This window comes from Bradyrhizobium sp. C9, assembly GCF_002532045.1.
GTDB lineage: Bacteria > Pseudomonadota > Alphaproteobacteria > Rhizobiales > Xanthobacteraceae > Bradyrhizobium.
In genome coordinates, this window is record NZ_NWTG01000015.1 from 33703 (window position 1) to 50669 (window position 16967).

A 16967-nucleotide genomic window follows, 5' to 3' on the forward strand; every position below is an offset into this window, starting at 1 on the left:
CATGCTGGAAATTCGCGCCCTCTCGAAATCCTTTGGCGGCGTCAAGGCGACCGACAACGTCTCGCTCGACTTTGCCGACGGTTCGCTCACCGCTGTGATCGGTCCCAACGGGGCCGGCAAGAGCACCTTCTTCAACCTGATCACCGGCGCGCTGCGGCCGGATGTCGGCCAGATCCTGCTCAATGGCGTCGACATGGCGGGCAAGACGCCGCCGGAGATCGTGCGCCACGGCATCGGCCGGGCCTTCCAGGTCGCGAGCATCTTCCCGTCGCTGACGGTCGAGGAGACGATGCTGGCGGCGGTCTGCGCCGATCAGCGCCGCGCCGGCGTGATGCATCGCCGCTTTCCATTGGCCGAAACGCGCGACCGCGCCGAGCATGCGATGGAGCTGCTCGGCCTCGCCGGCAAGCGCAACAGGACCGCGGCGACGCTGTCGCATGGCGACCAGAAGCTGCTCGATATCGCGCTCGCGCTGGTGCTCGACCCCAAGGTGCTGCTGCTCGATGAGCCGACCGCGGGCATGGGCACCGAAGAACGCTGGCGCATGATCGACAAGGTGCGCGAGCTCTGGGAGAAGCAGAAGATCACGGTCGTTTTCATCGAGCACGACATGGATATCGTGTTCAAGATCGCACCTGAGATCGTCGTGCTGTGCTATGGGCGGATCCTTGCGACCGGAACGCCGGATGCGATCCGCAGGAATGAGGCCGTCATCGAGGCCTACCTCGGCAGCGACGACCACGCGGGAGCGCTGGCATGAGCGCGCAGCCAGTGGTGCAGGTCGAGGACCTCGACGTTTACTACGGCACCAGCCAGATCCTGTTCGGCGTCGGTCTCTCGGTGCGGAAGGGCGAGACCATGGCGCTGCTGGGCCGCAACGGCGCCGGAAAGTCGACCACCATGAAGGCGATCATGGGGCTGGCGCCGGCGCGCCGCGGCAAGGTGAGCCTGCGCGGCCAACTGGTATCCGGAATGCGGCCGCATCGCATCGCGCGGGCCGGGCTCGGCTTCGTGCCGGAGGACCGCCAGATCTTTCCCGAGCATACGGTCGAGGACAACCTCGTCATCGGCCAGAAGAAGGGGCCGGACGGCGAGGATGAGTGGTCGATCCGCCGCGTCTATGACGTGTTCCCGCTATTGGAGCCGCTGCGGTACCGGATCGCGGGCCGGTTGTCCGGCGGCGAGCAGCAGATGCTGGCGATCGCCCGCACGCTGATGGGCAATCCGGTGCTGCTGCTGCTGGACGAGCCGAGCGAGGGGCTGGCGCCGATCATCGTGCAGCGGATCGGCGAGCTGCTGCGGCAGCTCCGCGGTACCGGTGCCACAGTATTGATCGCCGAGCAGAACATGCATTTTTGCCTTGGCCTTGCGAGCCACGCGACGGTTATCGACAAGGGCCAGATCGTCTACACATCCTCCATCGAAGAGCTGAAGGCCAACGACAACATCCGGCAGCGCTACCTGGCGCTGTAGGGCAGGATCCGGAAAAGTGCGCAGCGGTTTTCCGAGACGATCATGCCCAAGAGAATAAGGCTCTTCGACTGTCATGGGAGGACAAATGGCGGGCAAGTTGACGCCGACGCACGAAGCGCCGTATCGCGGGTTGAAAGTGCTGGATTTCGGGCAGGGGATCGCCTCGCCTTATTGTGCGATGCTGCTCGGGGTCTACGGCGCCGACGTCATCAAGGTCGAGCCGCCCGAGGGCGACTGGTCGCGCTATCTCGGCACGACCTACGGCAATCACACGACCCTGTCGGCGGTCTACAACCGCGGCAAGCGCAGCCTGTGCCTCGACATGAAGCACAAGGATGGCATTGCCGTCGCGCAGCTTCTGGCGCGCGAGGCCGACGTGCTGATTGAAGGATTTCGCCCTGGTGTCGCGGAGCGGCTCGGGCTCGGCTATGAGAGCCTGTCGCGCGACAATCCCGGCCTGATCTATCTGTCGGTCAGCGGATTTGGGCAGAGCGGGCCGTACTCGAAGCGCCCCGGCTCGGACTCTGTGGCGCAGGCGTTCTCCGGGCTGGTCTCGGTCAATGTCGGCACCGATGGTGTGCCGCATCGGGTCGGCACCACGATCTCCGACGTCGTCACCGGCGTCTATGCATTCCAGGCGATAGCAACGACGCTGTTCGCGCGTGCGACGGTCGGCACCGGGCGCTGGATCGATGTCAACCTTTGCCAGTCGACGTCGGCGCTGCTGGGGCACAAGGTTGCGGAGTTCATCCTCGAGGGTGGTGCCCCGCGCGCGCTCAATGTGCCGGCCGGCACCTATCAGACGCAAGACGGCTGGATGATGGTCACGCTGGTGAACGAGCCGCAATACAAGCGGCTGTGCAGTGCGATCGGCCGCGAGGATCTTGCAAGCGATCCCCGTTTCGCCGACTTCGCGCGGCGTGCTGACGCTGCCGACACGTTGATCCCGCAGCTGCGCGAGGTATTCCTGGCGCAGGCGACGGATACCTGGCTGACGCGGCTGCACGCCGCCGATATCATCGCGGAGCGGATACTCAATCCCGGCGAATGGCTTCGCAACCCGCATGTCGAGGCGACCAGCGCGTCGGTGCGCCAGGATACGCCGGGCGTCGGCGCGGTCTATTCGCCGCGGACGCCGGGGATCGCGAGCCTGTCCGAGGATCACCTTTGTCCCGCGCCTGATGTGGGGCAGGACAGCCGCGCGGTGTTGACGGAGGCTGGTTTTGGTTCCGCCGAGATCGACGGCTTGCTGCTGTCGGGCGCGGTGCGGCAGGCCAAGGCGATGACAGGAGGCAAGACATCATGAGCACGGACCTCGTTCACTACTCGGTCAGCAACCAGATTGCGGAGATTGTGCTGGATCGCGGGCCGGTCAATGCGCTCAGCATCCCCTTGATCGACGCGTTGCTGGCGGCGCTGGCGAAAGCGCGCGACGATGACGCGGTGCGCGCCGTCATCATCAGCAGCGCACACAAGGTGTTTTGCGCCGGCCTCGACCTCGACATCGTCAGGGGCAAGCCCGCGATCGAGACCAAGGCATTTCTCGAGCGGCTGTATTTCGCGCTGAACGATACGCAATACCGCATGGGCAAGCCGACGATTGCGGCGATCGATGGCGCGGTGCGCGCGGGCGGCATGACGATCGCGATCTCCTGCGACATGACTATCGCGGGCGACGGCTCGACCTTCGGCTATCCCGAGATCGATGTCGGCCTGATCCCGGCGATCCATTTCGTGCAACTGCCGCGGTTGGTGGGAAAGCACCAGGCGTTCGGCCCGCTGTTCCTCGGCGAGCCGTTCGACGCCGCAACCGCCTATCGCATGGGGCTGCTCAGCGAGGTGGTGCCGAAGGGCACCGCGCTGGAGCGGGCTCGCGAGATCGCGCGGAAGCTGGCGACGAAATCGCCGATCGTGATGAAGATCGGCCGCGACGCCTTCATGCGTGCGGTCGATGCCGATTTCCGCCGCTCGGTGGAGAACACGGCGGAAAGTTTTGTGGTGGTTGCATCGACGCAAGACTGCCAGGAAGGGCTGAATGCGTTCGTTGAAAAGCGAACGCCCAACTACAAGGGACGGTAAATGGCTGGATTGTATTTCGAAGAGTTCGAAGTCGGGCAGGAATTCCATCACGAGTTCAGCCGGACCGTGACGGAGATGGACAACACCATGTTCAGCCTCCTGACCATGAACCCGCAGCCGCTACACCTCGACGCGCATTTCTCCGAGAAGACTGAGTTCGGGCAGCGGCTGTTCAACAGCCTCTACACGCTCGGCATCATGATCGGCATGAGCGTGTACGACACGACGCTTGGAACCACGGTCGGCAACCTCGGCATGACCGACGTCAAGTTTCCGAAACCAGTCTTTCACGGCGATACCTTGAAAGCGCATACCAGGATCATCGGCAAGCGCGCCAGCAAGTCGCGGCCGACCCAGGGCATCGTCGAGTTTGAGCACACCATGACCAACCAGCGCGGCGAGGTGGTGGCAAGCTGTCGCCGCACCGGCCTGATGCACTGCAAGCCAAAGGCATAGACGATGCGATCGTTCCTGTTCGTTCCTGGCGACAGCACCCGGAAATATGAGAGCGCGAAGAAGACCGCAGCCGACGCCCTGATCCTCGATCTCGAGGATTCTATCGCGCCGGAGCAGAAGGTCGTCGCGCGTGGCATTACGCGCGAGATGCTCGATGTGCGCAATCCGGAGCAGAAGCTTTATATCCGTGTCAACGCGCTCGACACCGATCTGACGCTGGGCGATCTCGCCGCGGTGATGCCCGGGAGGCCCGATGGCATCGTGCTGCCGAAATGCGCCGGCGCTGCCGACGTCAACAAGCTCGCGCTTTATCTCGATGCATTCGAGGCCGCCTCAGGTATCGCGCAGGGCACCACGCGGATCGTCACGGTGGCGACCGAGACGGCACGGGCGGTGCTGAAAATCCTCGACTTCGAGAATATGAGCCCGCGGCTCTGGGGCATGATGTGGGGGGCGGAGGACCTTGCGGCCTCGCTCGGCGCAACCCGCAACCGCACCGACGGCCGCTATCATTCGCCCTTCATCCTCGCACGCGATCTCTGCCTGATCGGCGCGGCCGCCGCCGGCGTGGTCGCGATCGACACCATCGCCACCGATATCAACGATCTCGATGCGCTGAGAGCTGAGGCGATCGCCGCGCGGCAGGACGGTTTCCTGGCCAAGGCGGTGATCCATCCCAAGCATGTCGATGTCGTCAACGCGGCGTTCATGCCGACCGACGAGGAGATTGCCTGGTCGGAGCGGGTGATCGCCGCGTTCGCCAACAATCCATCGGGTGTCGCCAAGATGGACGGCAAGATGCTGGACAAGCCGCATCTGCGCGCTGCCGAGAAGATCCTGGCGTCGCGCAGGAAATAATCAGGAGTAGGGTTCGATCAGCGCGCCCTCCTCGAGGAGGGCGGCAATCTCTGGATCCGCGAGTCCAGCCTCGCGCAGGATCTCTCGGCCATGCTCGCCGAGGTTCGGCGGATAGGTCCGGATCGATGGCGGCGTCTTGCTCCAGGTGGCGGCCGGGCCGGCGACCCGCAGCGTGCCTTCGGTCGGATGCTCCAGCGACTGGATTAGCCCGACGGCTTGCAGATGCGGATCGTCGATTAGGCTGTCGAGATCGTGCAGCGGCGCATGCGGAATATCGGCCTCTTCGAAGAAGCGCATCCATTCGGCGGTGCTGCGGGTTCTCATCATCTGCGAGAACCAGTCGTAGACGAAATCGTAGTTCCGGGTGCGCGCCGAAATGCTGTTCAGCCGCGGGTCGCGGTCGGCCTCATTGGTGAGCCCGATCTTTGCGAAGAACGCGTTCCACTGCTTGTCGGAATAGACCAGCGCGCAGATGTAGCCGTCGCTGGTCTGGTAGGGGCGGCGGTCGGGCGACAGCAGCCGGGAGTAGCCGGGCGGCCCGATCGGTGGCTCGAAGCTGCGGCCGGCCATGTGATCGCCGAGCACGAACTGCGCCATGGTCTCGAACATCGGGATTTCGATCGCCTGGCCTTCGCCGGTCCGCTCGCGATGGAACAATGCCGCCAGGATAGCGTGGACGGCGTTGAGGCCGACGATGCGGTCGGCCATGGTCGCCGGAGAGTAGCGCGGCTCACCGGTGATCCTGCCAGTCAGCGCGGGCAGGGCGGTCAGTCCCTGGATCAGGTCGTCATAGGCGGGCCGGCCGGCATAGGGCCCGGTCTCGCCGAAGCCGTGCAGGCTGGCATAGACGAGCCGCGGGTTGGTCGCGAGCAGATCGTCGGCGCCGAGTTTCAGCCGCGCCATCGCCGCAGGACGGACGTTGTGGACGAAGACATCGACGTTCGAGGCAAGCTGCAGGAGCGCCGCGCGGCCGCCGGCCTTCTTCAGGTCGAGCACGATCGAGCGCTTGTTGCGATTGCCCTGCAGGTACATCGCGCCCATCGCGGGATGGCGCATCGGGGCGGCGTGGCGCATCACATCGCCATCGGGGCTCTCGATCTTGATCACGTCGGCGCCGTAGTCGCCGAGGATCATGGTCGCGTACGGGCCCATCATCACGCTGGTGAGGTCGATGATCCTGACGCCGGCGAGCGGGCCCGCCGGCGCTGATGGCTTGTCTCTCGTCGATGCTGGGCTCAATGGGTTGCAGCCAGTGCTTCGGTGAAGGCCTTGAAGACGTCGGTGCCCGGCTTGCCGCGCTTGTCGACGTCCTTCACCCAGTCCTGCGCCACCGACTTGAAGGCGGTGTCGAACACCTTCTTGTCGTCGGCGCTGAAATTGATGACCTTCATGCCCTGCGACTTGATCTTGTCGGCCGCGGCCTTCTCGCCGTCCTCGAACCGCTTGCAGGCCTCGCGCGTGGTCTGCTCGCCAGCTTCGATCAACGCTTTGCGCACGTTCTCCGGCAGCGACTTGAACTTCAGCTCGCCGATCGAATAGGTGAAGATCGCGGTGCCGAAGTTCAGCCCCTCGGTACCGGACTTCAGGATCTTGCCGAAGTCGTAGGACGCCGAGCTCTGGTAGGAGAAGATCAACCCGTCGAGCGTGCCGCGGGTCAGCGATTCATAGATCTCGGGCGCGGCCATCCGCACCGGCACGCCGCCGATCGAGCGCATCATCAGGTCCATCGCGCCGCCGGTGGTGCGGATCTTCAGGCCTTCGAGGTCCTTTGCCGTCTTCACGTCGCGGCCGGTGGCAAGCTGGACCTGGTAGGCCGGCAGCGCGAGCGTCACCAGCGGCCGCAGCTGGTTCGGCGCGAACTCCTTGGTCTCCAGGATTCCGCCATTGTGCGAGACCTTGTAGAAGGCAAGCGAGCCCTGGCATTCGCTGTCGAAGATGCCGGGCAGTTCGGCGACCGCCGTGAGCGGAAACTTGTCCGACGAATAGGACGGCACGATGTAGGAGACGTCGGCAACCCCAAGCGCGGTGAGCTGGGCCATATCCTTGGCCTTGCCGAGTTGCTCCGCCGGGAAGTGCTGGAAGCTGACCTGGCCGTTGGTCAGCTTGGTGACGAGTTCGGAAAACGGCTTGCCGACCAGCTCATGGATCACGTGGCCAGACGGCAGGCTGTCGGCAAGCCGCAGGGTGATCTTTTCCTGGGCGAGGCCCGATGATGCGGAGGCTGCGAGCAAAGCGGTGCCGACGGCTGCGCCGGTGAGGAAACGGGAATACAAATTCATCATGATCTCCAGAGATGGCCGTCTCGACCGACGGCTTCTTCAATGTTGCATATGGTTCGGCAGCCAGAGGATGATCTCCGGGAATGCCACGAAAATGGCGATCGCGATCAGGTGCGCGATGAAATGCGGAAATGTGCCGTGGAACACCTCGCCCACGGGGCGGTGTGCATAACGCGCGACGATGAAACAATTCAACCCGATCGGCGGTGTGATCATGCCGACCTCGGCGGTCACGATCTTGATGACGCCGAACCAGATCGGGTCAAAGCCGAGCGACTTGATCAGCGGCAGCACGATCGGAACCGTCAGCACGAGGATTGCGATCTGGTCCATGAACGAGCCGAGCACGATGTAGCCGCACAGGATCAGCGCGATGATGATCCAGCGCGAGACGTCGAGCCCGCCGACCCAGCCAACGATGTTCTGCGTGACCTGGGTGAGAGTGAAGAAATAGCCGAAGATGTGCGCGCACATGATGATCAGCACGATCATGCAGGTGCCCTGGGCGGCATGCCGTAACGTCGTGTAGAGCGAGGTCAGGTTGATCTTGCGCTTCCAGCAGGCGAGGCAGAAGGCGCCGAACGCACCAAAAGCCGAGGCTTCCGTCGGCGTCGCGATCCCGAGATAGATCGTGCCTGTCACGATCGAGAACAGGACCACCATCGGGCTAACCTGCCAGAGCAGGCTGAACCGCTCCGACCACGTCACGGCCGATATCGTTGGGGCGCGCGTGGGATCGAGCAGCACCAGGATATAGATCGTCGACATGATGATGATGGTGACGAAGATCGCCGGGATGATGCCGCTGATCAGGAGCTTTCCAATGTTCACCTCGGCAAGCAGGCCGAAGATCACCAGCGCCACCGAGGTCGGCAGCAGCATCGCCAGCGTGCCCGAGATCGCGACGACGCCGGCGGCCATCTTCGGCTCGTAGCCCTGGCGGATCATCGCGGGCAGGCTGGTCGAGGACAGCGTCGCGGCCGAAGCTGTGCTGGTGCCGCAGATCGAGCCGAAGCCAGCACCGGCCAGCGCGGTCGCCATGCCGAGACCGCCGGGGATGCGTCCGACCCAGGCTGCTGCGGTCTTGAACAGGTCGTCGGCGACGCCCGACAGCAGCACGAGGTCTGCCATCAACAGAAACATCGGGATCGTGATCAGCTCGTAGGAGGTGACTGCCGACAGCGGCGTGGTCTGCAGCACGCCGAGCAGGATCGGCAGCCCGCCGGTCAGATAGAGGCCGAGGCCGCCGGAAAATGCCATGGCGAACGCGACCGGTGTTCCGATCGCGAGCAGGAAGAACAGCAGTGCGAGAATGAAGGTCGGGATCATTCGAAACCTCCGGCAGCCTTGTCCGAATGGCCGGAGATGGCCGGCAGCGGCAGCAAGTTCTCGCCGGTCAGGAGGCTTGCGGCATTGGCAATGAGATGAACGGCAAGACGCAGCGCGAGAATTCCCGCACCAACCGGCACGAAGATCGAGGACGCCCAGGTCGGCCACGGGATCGCACCCGCCATGACGTCGCCCGACACATAATTGTCGAGTGCGCGCTGATAACCGAGCCAGGCGATCGGAACGAAGATCGCGAGGCCAACGAGATTGGAGATGATGACGCAGAGGCGCTGGACGATCGCCGAGAACCGCGGCAGCAGGATATCGACGCTGATGTGGCCGTTGACCGCGTAGGTGCCAGAGAGGGAGAGAAAGAACACGCCGGCCATCACGTAGAGCGAGATCAAATCATAGGCCCAGGAGAACGGCCGGTTGAAGACGTAGCGCATCACGACGTCGGAGAAGACGATGATCATGATCGCAAACATCATCGCCGCGGCGATGGCCGAGGTCACCTTTTCGATGGCGGTCAGTGCCTTCAGACTTGTCTTGATCACGTTGGGCTCCGTCCGCGTTACTGGGCCGGCACGTCCGCAACGGCGGCGCTGAATTCCTTCAGGGCGTCGCTGCCGTGCTTGCCGCGTGCATCGAGCCCGTCGGCCCATGTCTTGCCCACGCCCTTCGTCAAGTCCTTGAGTTTTGCGACGACGTCGGGCTGCAGGGTGTCGAAGTGGACGCCTGCGGCTTCCATCGACTTCATGGTCTCGCTGTCCTGCTTCTGCACTTCCTTGCAGGCTGACGGCAGGATCTCCTCGGCGGTGTCGATCATCGCCTTCTGGATGTCTGGCGACAGTTTCTTCCAGGCGGTCTCACTGATCGAATAGGCGACCACGAAGCTCGCGAAGCCAAAGCCGTCGGTCGAATGTTTCACCAGCTTGTCGGCGCCATAGGCGACGACGCTTTCGAGCGGAAACAGCAGGCCATCCATCGTACCGCGCGACAGCGACTCGTAAGCATCGGGGGCAGCCATGCGCACCGGCACCGCGCCGATCGCGCGCAAGGTGAGGTCCTGCGCGCCGCCGGTCGACCGCAGCTTCAGTCCATTGATGTCGGCAACGTCCTTCACTGGCTGCTTCACGGTGAGGATACGATAGGGCGGCAAGCTCACCGCGAGCAGCAGGCGGATGCCGTTTGCGGTATAATCCTGCTGTGCAATCACGCCGCTCCGCGCGGCCTTCCAATAAGCGAGCGTGCCCTGGCAGGAATGCTCAAACGCGCCGGGAAGCATCGCGACTTCGGACACCGGCATCTTGTCGGACACATAGGCGGGCGCGACGTAGCCGATGTCGGCGACGCCGGATTGCGTCAGCTTGAGCATGTCAGCGGCCTTGCCGAGCTGCTGGGCCGGATAGTGCTCGAACGTCACGGCGTTGTTGGTGCGCTTCTGGACCTCGGCCATCCAGGGCTCGAGCACAAGGCGGACGAGGTAGTGCCCTTTCGGAAAGGAGTCAGCGACCCGCAGCTTGATCGGCTCCGCCGCTGCAGCCAGATTGATCGATGCGATGAGGAAGCCGTAACCGGCCAGCGCCTGTCGAAGCCCGCCCATTTTTCCTGCCCCTGAGTAGCCTTGTTGTTTTGAGCAGCTGCGCACAAACGAATTTGCGCGTCAAGCAGGGCTCGGCTGAGCATGCCTGATCGGACAACCGGAGAGCGCGGATGAGATCGCACGAGAGGATTCGATCCGTCGAGGACGACGGCCTATTGAAAGCTGACGCCGAAAAGCACCCGATATCAATTTGTCCACCGCGCGGGAAATTCCTCCGGCGTGGTGGACGACTCGGGCGGCACCGGTCGCATGCCCCTGCGATCATCATCGAGCGGGTCTGATCTCGCTCAGACCGCGGGAAACTCCAGCGCGAATGCGACGCCCTGACCGGACGGCAGGAGACGGATGGTACCGCCATGGCTCACCATGACGGCTTGCGCGATGGCGAGCCCCATGCCGGTGCCGCCGCTGTCGCGGCGGGTGGTGAAGAAGGCATCGAAGATCTTGTCGCTGTTGGCGTCGGAGATCGGGTCGCCATCGTTGCTCACCGTCACCTTGACGGTCGAGGCCTCGGCGGCCGCTTCGAGCTGCACCGACCTGGCATTGTGACGGAACGCGTTGTCCGCAAGATGCGCCAGCACGATCAGCGCCTTCTCGCCGGACATCCCGACGGAGCGGTCGAGGTCGCCTCTGGCCGTGATTGTTTGCTCCGCAAAGCGGCTCTTCAGGTTCGCGATGACGCCAGAGAGGGGAGTCTGCTCGTTCCGCGGAGCGCTCTCTGCCCGCGCCAGCTCACGCAACCGCTGGCTCATCGCATCAAGCCGCTCGACGTCGCCAAGGATGTTCGAGATGAAGCTGTGTTGCTCGGATCGGGTCAGCGTGTCCGACTTGCTCTGAAGCGAATCCTGCAGCAGCTCGGCGGCGCCCCTGATCGAGGTCAGCGGCGATTTCAATTCGTGCGTCAGGTGGGCCGAGAAGGTGGCGATGTAATCGGAGCGGCGCGACAGCTGCTGGGCCATGTCGAGGAAGCTGTCGGAGAGTTGGGCGAGCTCGCGGGTGCCGTAGTGTTGCAACGGCTGAAACGCATTGCGGTCGCCGCGGCCGATCCGCGCGGCACGATCGACGAGCTCGCGCATCGGACGTGTGACCGTACGTGAGAACATCAGCCCGATTGCAACCGTCGCCAGCAGCACGGCCAATGTTGCGAGCAGGAACTTGCCGCGTTCCTGATAGAGATGGTCGAAGATGTTGCTCGGCGTCCGCGACGTGTAGATCACGCCGGCGACGTGGTCGTTGACGATCACGGGCATCGCGGAGAAGACGTGGACACCGACACCACGGCTGATCGAATAGATCGGTGGCGGAGGCTTGTCCGGCATGCGAATACGGAGCGCGGCGCTGTACTGGCCGCCCAGCGCCGCAGCCACTTCCTCAATATGGGCAAGCGACTGTCCGACTTCCTGGCGTCCGGCGATCACCACGCCTTGCGGATCGAGAATCCGGAAACCCGCCAGCGTGACCTTCTGGGTCTCCAGGATGATGGGCATGAGCGCGGTCCCGATCTCGACATAGGCCGGATCCGCGGGCTTCGCCGCCGGCAGCGCATCGGGCCGCCGCCGCAACAGGTCGTTGCCGGCGAGATCGAGCGCGGGACGGATCGGCGTCACCTGGTCGTTGGGGTCGGGCAGGGCGTCCTGAGGAGCCGTAGCGCCGAGCGGGATGCCATTGCCGAGCCGTGCCTGCACGTCCCGCGCATAGATCGCGGCCAGCACGCGGCTCTGCGCGATCAGCTCGGCCTGCGTCTGGTGAATCAGTTGGTTGTCGTAGAGGCGGAAGAAGAACAACCCCATCAGTGGCAGCGCCGCGACCGAGGCAAGCACCGCGAAGGTGACCAGACCAAGCGACGGTCGCCACTTCTGGCGGGCGCGGAACGATGTCATGCTTGCTGCTCGCAGCGCCCGAGCTTGAAGCCGACGCCGTGAACGGTTTCGATAACGTTGTCGCAGTTCACGGCCGCAAGCTTGGCCCGGATGTTGCGGATATGGCTGTCGATGGTGCGGTCGGAGACCTGGATGTTGAGCTGGTAAGCCGCGCTCATGATCTGCTCGCGGTTGAACACCGCCGTTGGTCGCGTCAGGAAGGCGCGCAGAATTCCGAACTCGATCGCGGTCAGGCGGAGCGGCTCGCCTGCGAATGCCGCCACGTGCTGCTCGGGGTCAACCGAGAGATGCCCCCGGGAGAGCGCGCCGGTCTCTGTCCTTGTGCCCGCCTTCCGCGGGGCCAGGCGCCGCAGGATGACGTTCACCCGCGCGACGAGCTCGCGCGGGCTGAACGGCTTGGTCACATAGTCGTCGCCGCCGATCTCGAGACCGAGAATGCGGTCGATCTCCTCGTCGCGGGCGGAGAGGAACAGGATCGGTACGTCGGACGATTTGCGGATCTCGCGGCAGACGTCGAGGCCATCGAACTCCGGCATGCCGATGTCGAGCACGATCAGGTCCGGCGGCTCGTCGGCAAACCGGGTCAGTGCCTCCTTGCCGTCGCGGGCCTCGGCCACGCTCATGCCGGCTTTCCTGAGCGCGACGCGAATGACCTCGCGGATATGCAGATCGTCGTCGACGATGAGGATGCGGTGCGTCACGAGTCGTCTCCGAAAACCGGCGCTTCGACTATCCCGGCACGTTGCTCTGCTGTCCGTCCAGGAAACGCTGGAGCCGCCAGCCGCGAAAGCTCCAGCCGCGCCATGAGGCCATCTGCTGGCGTTGCTGTTCTACAAGGCTATTGCGGCGAGAGACAAGGACCGGGTTGGCGGAACGCAGTCGGATCGCTTGGTCGATGGCCGGAAGCGCGTTCGGACCGAGCTGGATCAGGTAGCCCATGTCCAAGCTGACGCCGCTGCCCGAGGCCTCGCGGCTGTGACTGACATTATAGTCGGCGATGACGGCGGCGAAATTGATCAGGGAGCAGACGTAGAGCACGATGGTCAGTAACAACAGGTTGGCACGGACCAGCCATTCATTCGATGCCCGCAGGACAATGCGCACCAGAATCAGGATCAGCCCGACAGCGACGAGCAGCATCCAGACAAACGCCGCGACGCGCCAGTAGGTGAGTAAATAGGTTTGCACATAGAGATCAAGCCGGAGCATAGCGGAGATCACCAGCAGGACATTCTGCCCGACCCAGAGGTAGACGAGCGGTCGGATGACCCGCGATTGCTCGGCTGGGCCGCCCGGCCGCATCGCGACCAGAACGAAGGCCGCGGCCAGGAGCGCAGTGACAATCAGCGGATAGGCGCCACGGTGGGCGTAGGACGCGTAAGTGATAGCGGCCGGAAGCGTTGCGTTGCCCCAGAGATAGACCGCGTCGAGAATTGTCTGAATTGAAAACAGCAAGTTGAACAGGATCAGGGAGCGCAGGATGGTGCCGGCACCGAACAAGTCGATGAAATGATCGGGTTGGGCCGGACCCTGCGCGGAAGATCGCGGTCCGTTGGGCGCGACGTTGGTATAGCGCCGCCATTTGACATGGACGAATGGCCAGACCAGCGCCAACGCGAGGATCCAGAACAATGTGCGACCGAGGCTGAGGCTGGCGGCGGGATTACCGGGGTTCAGCCGGCTGATCCATATTTCCAGCACCGGATTGGCTGCGACGAACAGGAGGACGAAAACCGTTCCGAGCAGCAATGGTACGAACCATAGGATGAACCCCCTAGTGAGGCCCGGCAGGTCGAATGCGCTGACGACGTCCCGGAACAACCTGAAAGGGCTGACCAGAAAGAGATCCACCAGCGAGGCGGCTCCCGTGGTCACGCCGTCGAGACGGGGATTGGTCGTCAGCGCAAGCGCGGTGCCGAGCGCAAGAATAGCGAAGGCCAGCGATGCTGCGTTGACCTCCTCCAGGGCAGGCAGCAGCCCGGCCACAACGATCGCGCCGGCGATCGGCAGCCTGTGGCGAGCGACGTGACCGAAGTTGGCGGCCAGTGACACGCCGGCCAGTGCGAAAGCGAAGAGAACCACCGAGAGCCCGGCATTCTGATCATAGAACAACCAATCGGCCAGCGCGGCGAGCCCAAGCGCGGCGGCGGCCTTGGCCGGCGGCAAACCATTGGCGATCGAGTGGGTCTCGGTTTCCGGTGACTCTAGACTCGTCATCATGACCTCTGGATTGAAGGACGTGTGGACTTCGGCGGTCGCGTTGACGTGATCAACGGGTATGGGAACGCGATCCCGTCTGCGGCAGAGCGCACCTTGGGTTGGCCGCGTGCAGACACCGCGAAGGCGATCAGCAGGAGTTCAGGATTGTTATGCAGATTGCGTGCAGGGCGGTCTTATCCGCTCGCTGCGGCGAGTCCGGTCTGATACCGACAATTCGTTCGGTTCGTTCAGCCCTCGTCTCCATGCAAATCATCAAGCGCGTCGGCATTGCCCTGGCCTGGATCGTCGGGCTCGTATTCGTCTTGGCCGGCGTCAACAACAACGATCCCTATCTGGTCCCGCTACGCGGGATCGGCAATCTGCTGCTCGTGATCACGAGCGTCGCCGTCGTCGTCCTGTTGCTCCGCCGTGCGGGCTGGCGCAGGCGGACGTGGGTAGCACGGTTGCTTGTTATCCTGTGGTGCCTGCCGCCGCTCGCAATGCTTGTCGCGCATGGTGTGTTTGAGGTGCGAAAGCATCGCGTTCTCCAGACTGAGCCGGTTCTCGCGCAGTCGCTCGGACAGCATTTCGTCATCGGCTACCGGTCGTTCGACGAGGTCGCGCCGCTGGTGGAGAAGGGGTTGGTTGCGGGCATCTATGTCACCCGGCGCAACGTCGCCGGCAGGACGGCCGACGCCTTGAAGGCGGAAATTGCCACATTGCAGGCGATGCGGCGGGCCGCGAGGCTGCCGCCGCTGATGGTCGCGACGGATCAGGAGGGCGGCATCGTTTCACATCTGGCTCCGCCGCTCACGAGACTGCCCGCATTGGCTTCTCTGGCCGAGCTGGGTCCGGAGGTACAAAAGGCCAAAGCCGAAGAGTTCGGCCGTATCCATGGACGCGAGCTGGCGTCGCTTGGCATCAACCTGAATTTTGCCCCGGTGCTCGATCTGCGGCCGGCGGCGAAGCACAACCGGTTCGATTTCAATACACTGATCAATCAGCGTGCGATCTCCGACGATCCGGCCAAGGTGAGCGCGATAGCGAGCGCCTATATTCACGGCCTCGAGTCCGCGGGCGTTAGCGCCACCGTAAAGCACTTTCCGGGATTGGGCCGGGTGCGCGCCGATACGCATCATTTCAACGCCGATCTCGATACGCCGGTCGGCGAGCTCGAGGCGACGGACTGGCGCCCGTTCCGCGACGTGCTGTCGTCGACCGGCGCGCGTCTGATGGTCGGACATGTGGCGGTGAGTGCGATCGATCCCGGGCGACCTGCGTCGCATTCAAGGGCCGTCGTCGATGGACTGATCCGCAAGAGCTGGAGCTATCAGGGCATCGTGATGACGGACGATCTGGTGATGGGCGCGATCTACCAGCACGATGTCTGCACCGCGGTCGTGGAGGCGCTGAACGCGGGCGTCGATCTGCTGCTGGTCGCCTATGACGGGTTGCAGTTCTATCGCCTGTTCGCTTGCGCTACGGATGCTGCTGCGCGCGGAGGGCTCGACACCGCCGTGCTGCACGACAGCGAGATGCGGCTGAGGCGTGCGCTGCTGGTCGACTAGATCGATCGATTCAGGAATGAGCGCCGACCGCGGATCTGCTGTCCTGCTGCCTCGACCACGAGACGTAGTAGGCGACAGCGGTCATTGCCGCCAGGCCGGCGAGGCTGACCGCGACCTGCCTTGTCAGTGAGTACGGGCCGGTGATCAGAATCAGGTGCGCGGCGAAGGAGAGGAACACGCCCGCACAGAACACGGCTAACCATTCCTCGCCGCATTTGATGATCGGCTGCAGAGCATAGGATCGCAGATATCCCCAATCGCGCGGCACCAACCAGGTGAACAGGAACGTCAAGGTCAGGAAATGCAGGATGCGGTGAGGTGCGACGTCCTCCCGGTCGTTCTGCATCAGCATGTCGCTCAGTCCGCTCGGCATCATTTGGGCGAGTGCCGGGAAATCGCTGCTGGAGACGATCGTCAGCGCGAACAGCAGATACAGCAACGCCATGGCGCGGAGCGCGGCAATGGCCTGCATCGCGCGGATCTCGGGTGCGTATCGCGTGCCGATCAGCGCGAGCCAGCCGCCCATCACGAACAGCAATTGCCAGCAGAACGGATTAAGATACCACGCTCCGTACGGATATGATGTCAGGTTCCAGTCCAGGACCCGGGCGGTGGCGTAGAGCGCTACGGAAGCGAGAAGGGTCGCGTTCGGTACGTACAGCAGTCCGAACACGACGATCGGGTGGAAGGCCATCAGGGCGATGATGAGCTGCAGCACGTCGAGATTGAGCGGCTTGGCCTGCAGGAACAGACCGTAAATCAGCGTCCGGACCGGGTGGTCGATAAAGCCGGTGATGTTGAACTCGCTGATGATCTCGGGTGCCGCGGTCCGTGTGGCGACATAGCTGATCAACTCGACATAGATCACGAACAGGACGATGTAGGCAGCATAAAGCTGCCATACGCGCTTGAATATCCGGGTGGCAGCCACCACGAATCCGCGTTCCAGTGTCATCCGGGCGTAGATGAGCGTCACCGCATAGCCGCCGATGAATACAAAAAGATCGGTCGCGCCGCTAAAGCCGAAATTGCGCATGGTCAGCGCGCTGACGACGTTGTGCGGAACGTGATCCAGGAACAGAAACCAGTTCGCGATGCCAAGCAGCAGCGCGATCCTGAGATCGCCATCGGCTTTCGCGATCTCGGCGTTTGTTGTCGAAGTCATCTGAAGCTGAAATCTGCCGGCCCGAGAAAACGATTTCGCGAATCTATTGGGAACCCGCGCCCGGTCCGAATAGAC

The 16967-nt window shown here is 63.6% G+C and carries 16 protein-coding genes; 7 read left to right on the forward strand and 9 right to left on the reverse strand.

What is annotated here, in order from left to right; all coding sequences use genetic code 11:
• The first annotated feature begins 1 nt into the window (after window position 1).
• From CO675_RS25945 to CO675_RS25970, 6 genes are all read left to right on the forward strand, one after another.
• Window positions 2-760: an ABC transporter ATP-binding protein gene (locus CO675_RS25945; protein WP_097674676.1), complete on the forward strand. Its 759-nt coding sequence runs from the start codon at window positions 2-4 to the stop codon at window positions 758-760.
• The gene (locus CO675_RS25950) at window positions 757-1473 is read left to right on the forward strand and encodes an ABC transporter ATP-binding protein (protein WP_097674677.1); all 717 of its coding nucleotides are present in this window, start codon (window positions 757-759) and stop codon (window positions 1471-1473) included. The genes CO675_RS25945 and CO675_RS25950 overlap by 4 nt, the downstream gene beginning before the upstream one ends.
• Window positions 1474-1558: 85 nt before the next feature.
• Window positions 1559-2779, forward strand: a complete 1221-nt coding sequence (locus CO675_RS25955) for a CaiB/BaiF CoA transferase family protein (protein ID WP_158231302.1) — start codon at window positions 1559-1561, stop codon at window positions 2777-2779.
• Complete coding sequence (locus tag CO675_RS25960; RefSeq protein WP_097674679.1) at window positions 2776-3552, forward strand: enoyl-CoA hydratase/isomerase family protein; 777 nt, start codon at window positions 2776-2778, stop codon at window positions 3550-3552. Before CO675_RS25955 ends, CO675_RS25960 begins: the two co-directional genes overlap by 4 nt.
• Window positions 3553-4008 carry a MaoC family dehydratase gene (locus CO675_RS25965; protein WP_097674680.1) on the forward strand — a complete coding sequence of 152 codons (456 nt, stop codon included), beginning with the start codon at window positions 3553-3555 and terminating at the stop codon, window positions 4006-4008.
• A gap of 3 nt (window positions 4009-4011) precedes the next feature.
• Entirely contained in the window at window positions 4012-4866 is an 855-nt protein-coding gene (locus CO675_RS25970; protein WP_097674681.1) for an HpcH/HpaI aldolase/citrate lyase family protein, read from the forward strand.
• On the opposite strand, the gene CO675_RS25975 is transcribed toward CO675_RS25970, so the two are convergent.
• The 8 genes from CO675_RS25975 to CO675_RS26010 all read right to left on the reverse strand — a co-directional run bounded on the left by CO675_RS25975 (window position 4867) and on the right by CO675_RS26010 (window position 14177).
• Window positions 4867-6105 (reverse strand): CaiB/BaiF CoA transferase family protein, encoded by a 1239-nt coding sequence (locus CO675_RS25975; RefSeq protein WP_097674682.1) that lies wholly within the window; start codon window positions 6103-6105, stop codon window positions 4867-4869.
• Entirely contained in the window at window positions 6102-7145 is a 1044-nt protein-coding gene (locus CO675_RS25980; RefSeq protein ID WP_158231303.1) for a TRAP transporter substrate-binding protein, read from the reverse strand. The genes CO675_RS25975 and CO675_RS25980 overlap by 4 nt, the downstream gene beginning before the upstream one ends.
• A gap of 39 nt (window positions 7146-7184) precedes the next feature.
• Window positions 7185-8474 carry a TRAP transporter large permease gene (locus CO675_RS25985; protein ID WP_097674684.1) on the reverse strand — a complete coding sequence of 430 codons (1290 nt, stop codon included), beginning with the start codon at window positions 8472-8474 and terminating at the stop codon, window positions 7185-7187.
• Window positions 8471-9031, reverse strand: a complete 561-nt coding sequence (locus tag CO675_RS25990) for a TRAP transporter small permease (RefSeq protein ID WP_097674685.1) — start codon at window positions 9029-9031, stop codon at window positions 8471-8473. Before CO675_RS25990 ends, CO675_RS25985 begins: the two co-directional genes overlap by 4 nt.
• Before the next feature lie 17 nt (window positions 9032-9048).
• The gene (locus tag CO675_RS25995) at window positions 9049-10080 is read right to left on the reverse strand and encodes a TRAP transporter substrate-binding protein (protein WP_097674686.1); all 1032 of its coding nucleotides are present in this window, start codon (window positions 10078-10080) and stop codon (window positions 9049-9051) included.
• A 287-nt stretch (window positions 10081-10367) separates the two neighbouring features.
• Window positions 10368-11960, reverse strand: coding sequence for an ATP-binding protein (locus CO675_RS26000; RefSeq protein WP_097674687.1), 1593 nt, complete (start codon window positions 11958-11960; stop codon window positions 10368-10370).
• Window positions 11957-12661, reverse strand: a complete 705-nt coding sequence (locus CO675_RS26005) for a response regulator transcription factor (RefSeq protein ID WP_097674688.1) — start codon at window positions 12659-12661, stop codon at window positions 11957-11959. The genes CO675_RS26000 and CO675_RS26005 overlap by 4 nt, the downstream gene beginning before the upstream one ends.
• Before the next feature lie 28 nt (window positions 12662-12689).
• Window positions 12690-14177, reverse strand: a complete 1488-nt coding sequence (locus CO675_RS26010) for a DUF4153 domain-containing protein (RefSeq protein WP_097674781.1) — start codon at window positions 14175-14177, stop codon at window positions 12690-12692.
• Window positions 14178-14422: 245 nt separating this feature from the next.
• On the opposite strand from CO675_RS26010, the gene CO675_RS26015 reads away from it, so the two are divergent.
• Window positions 14423-15727 carry a glycoside hydrolase family 3 N-terminal domain-containing protein gene (locus CO675_RS26015; protein ID WP_097674689.1) on the forward strand — a complete coding sequence of 435 codons (1305 nt, stop codon included), beginning with the start codon at window positions 14423-14425 and terminating at the stop codon, window positions 15725-15727.
• A 10-nt stretch (window positions 15728-15737) separates the two neighbouring features.
• Here the strand turns inward: CO675_RS26015 and CO675_RS26020 are convergent, their stop codons facing one another.
• A complete protein-coding gene (locus CO675_RS26020) occupies window positions 15738-16892 on the reverse strand; it encodes an OpgC domain-containing protein (RefSeq protein WP_097674690.1) in 1155 nt (384 codons plus the stop codon).
• Window positions 16893-16967: the final 75 nt, after the last annotated feature.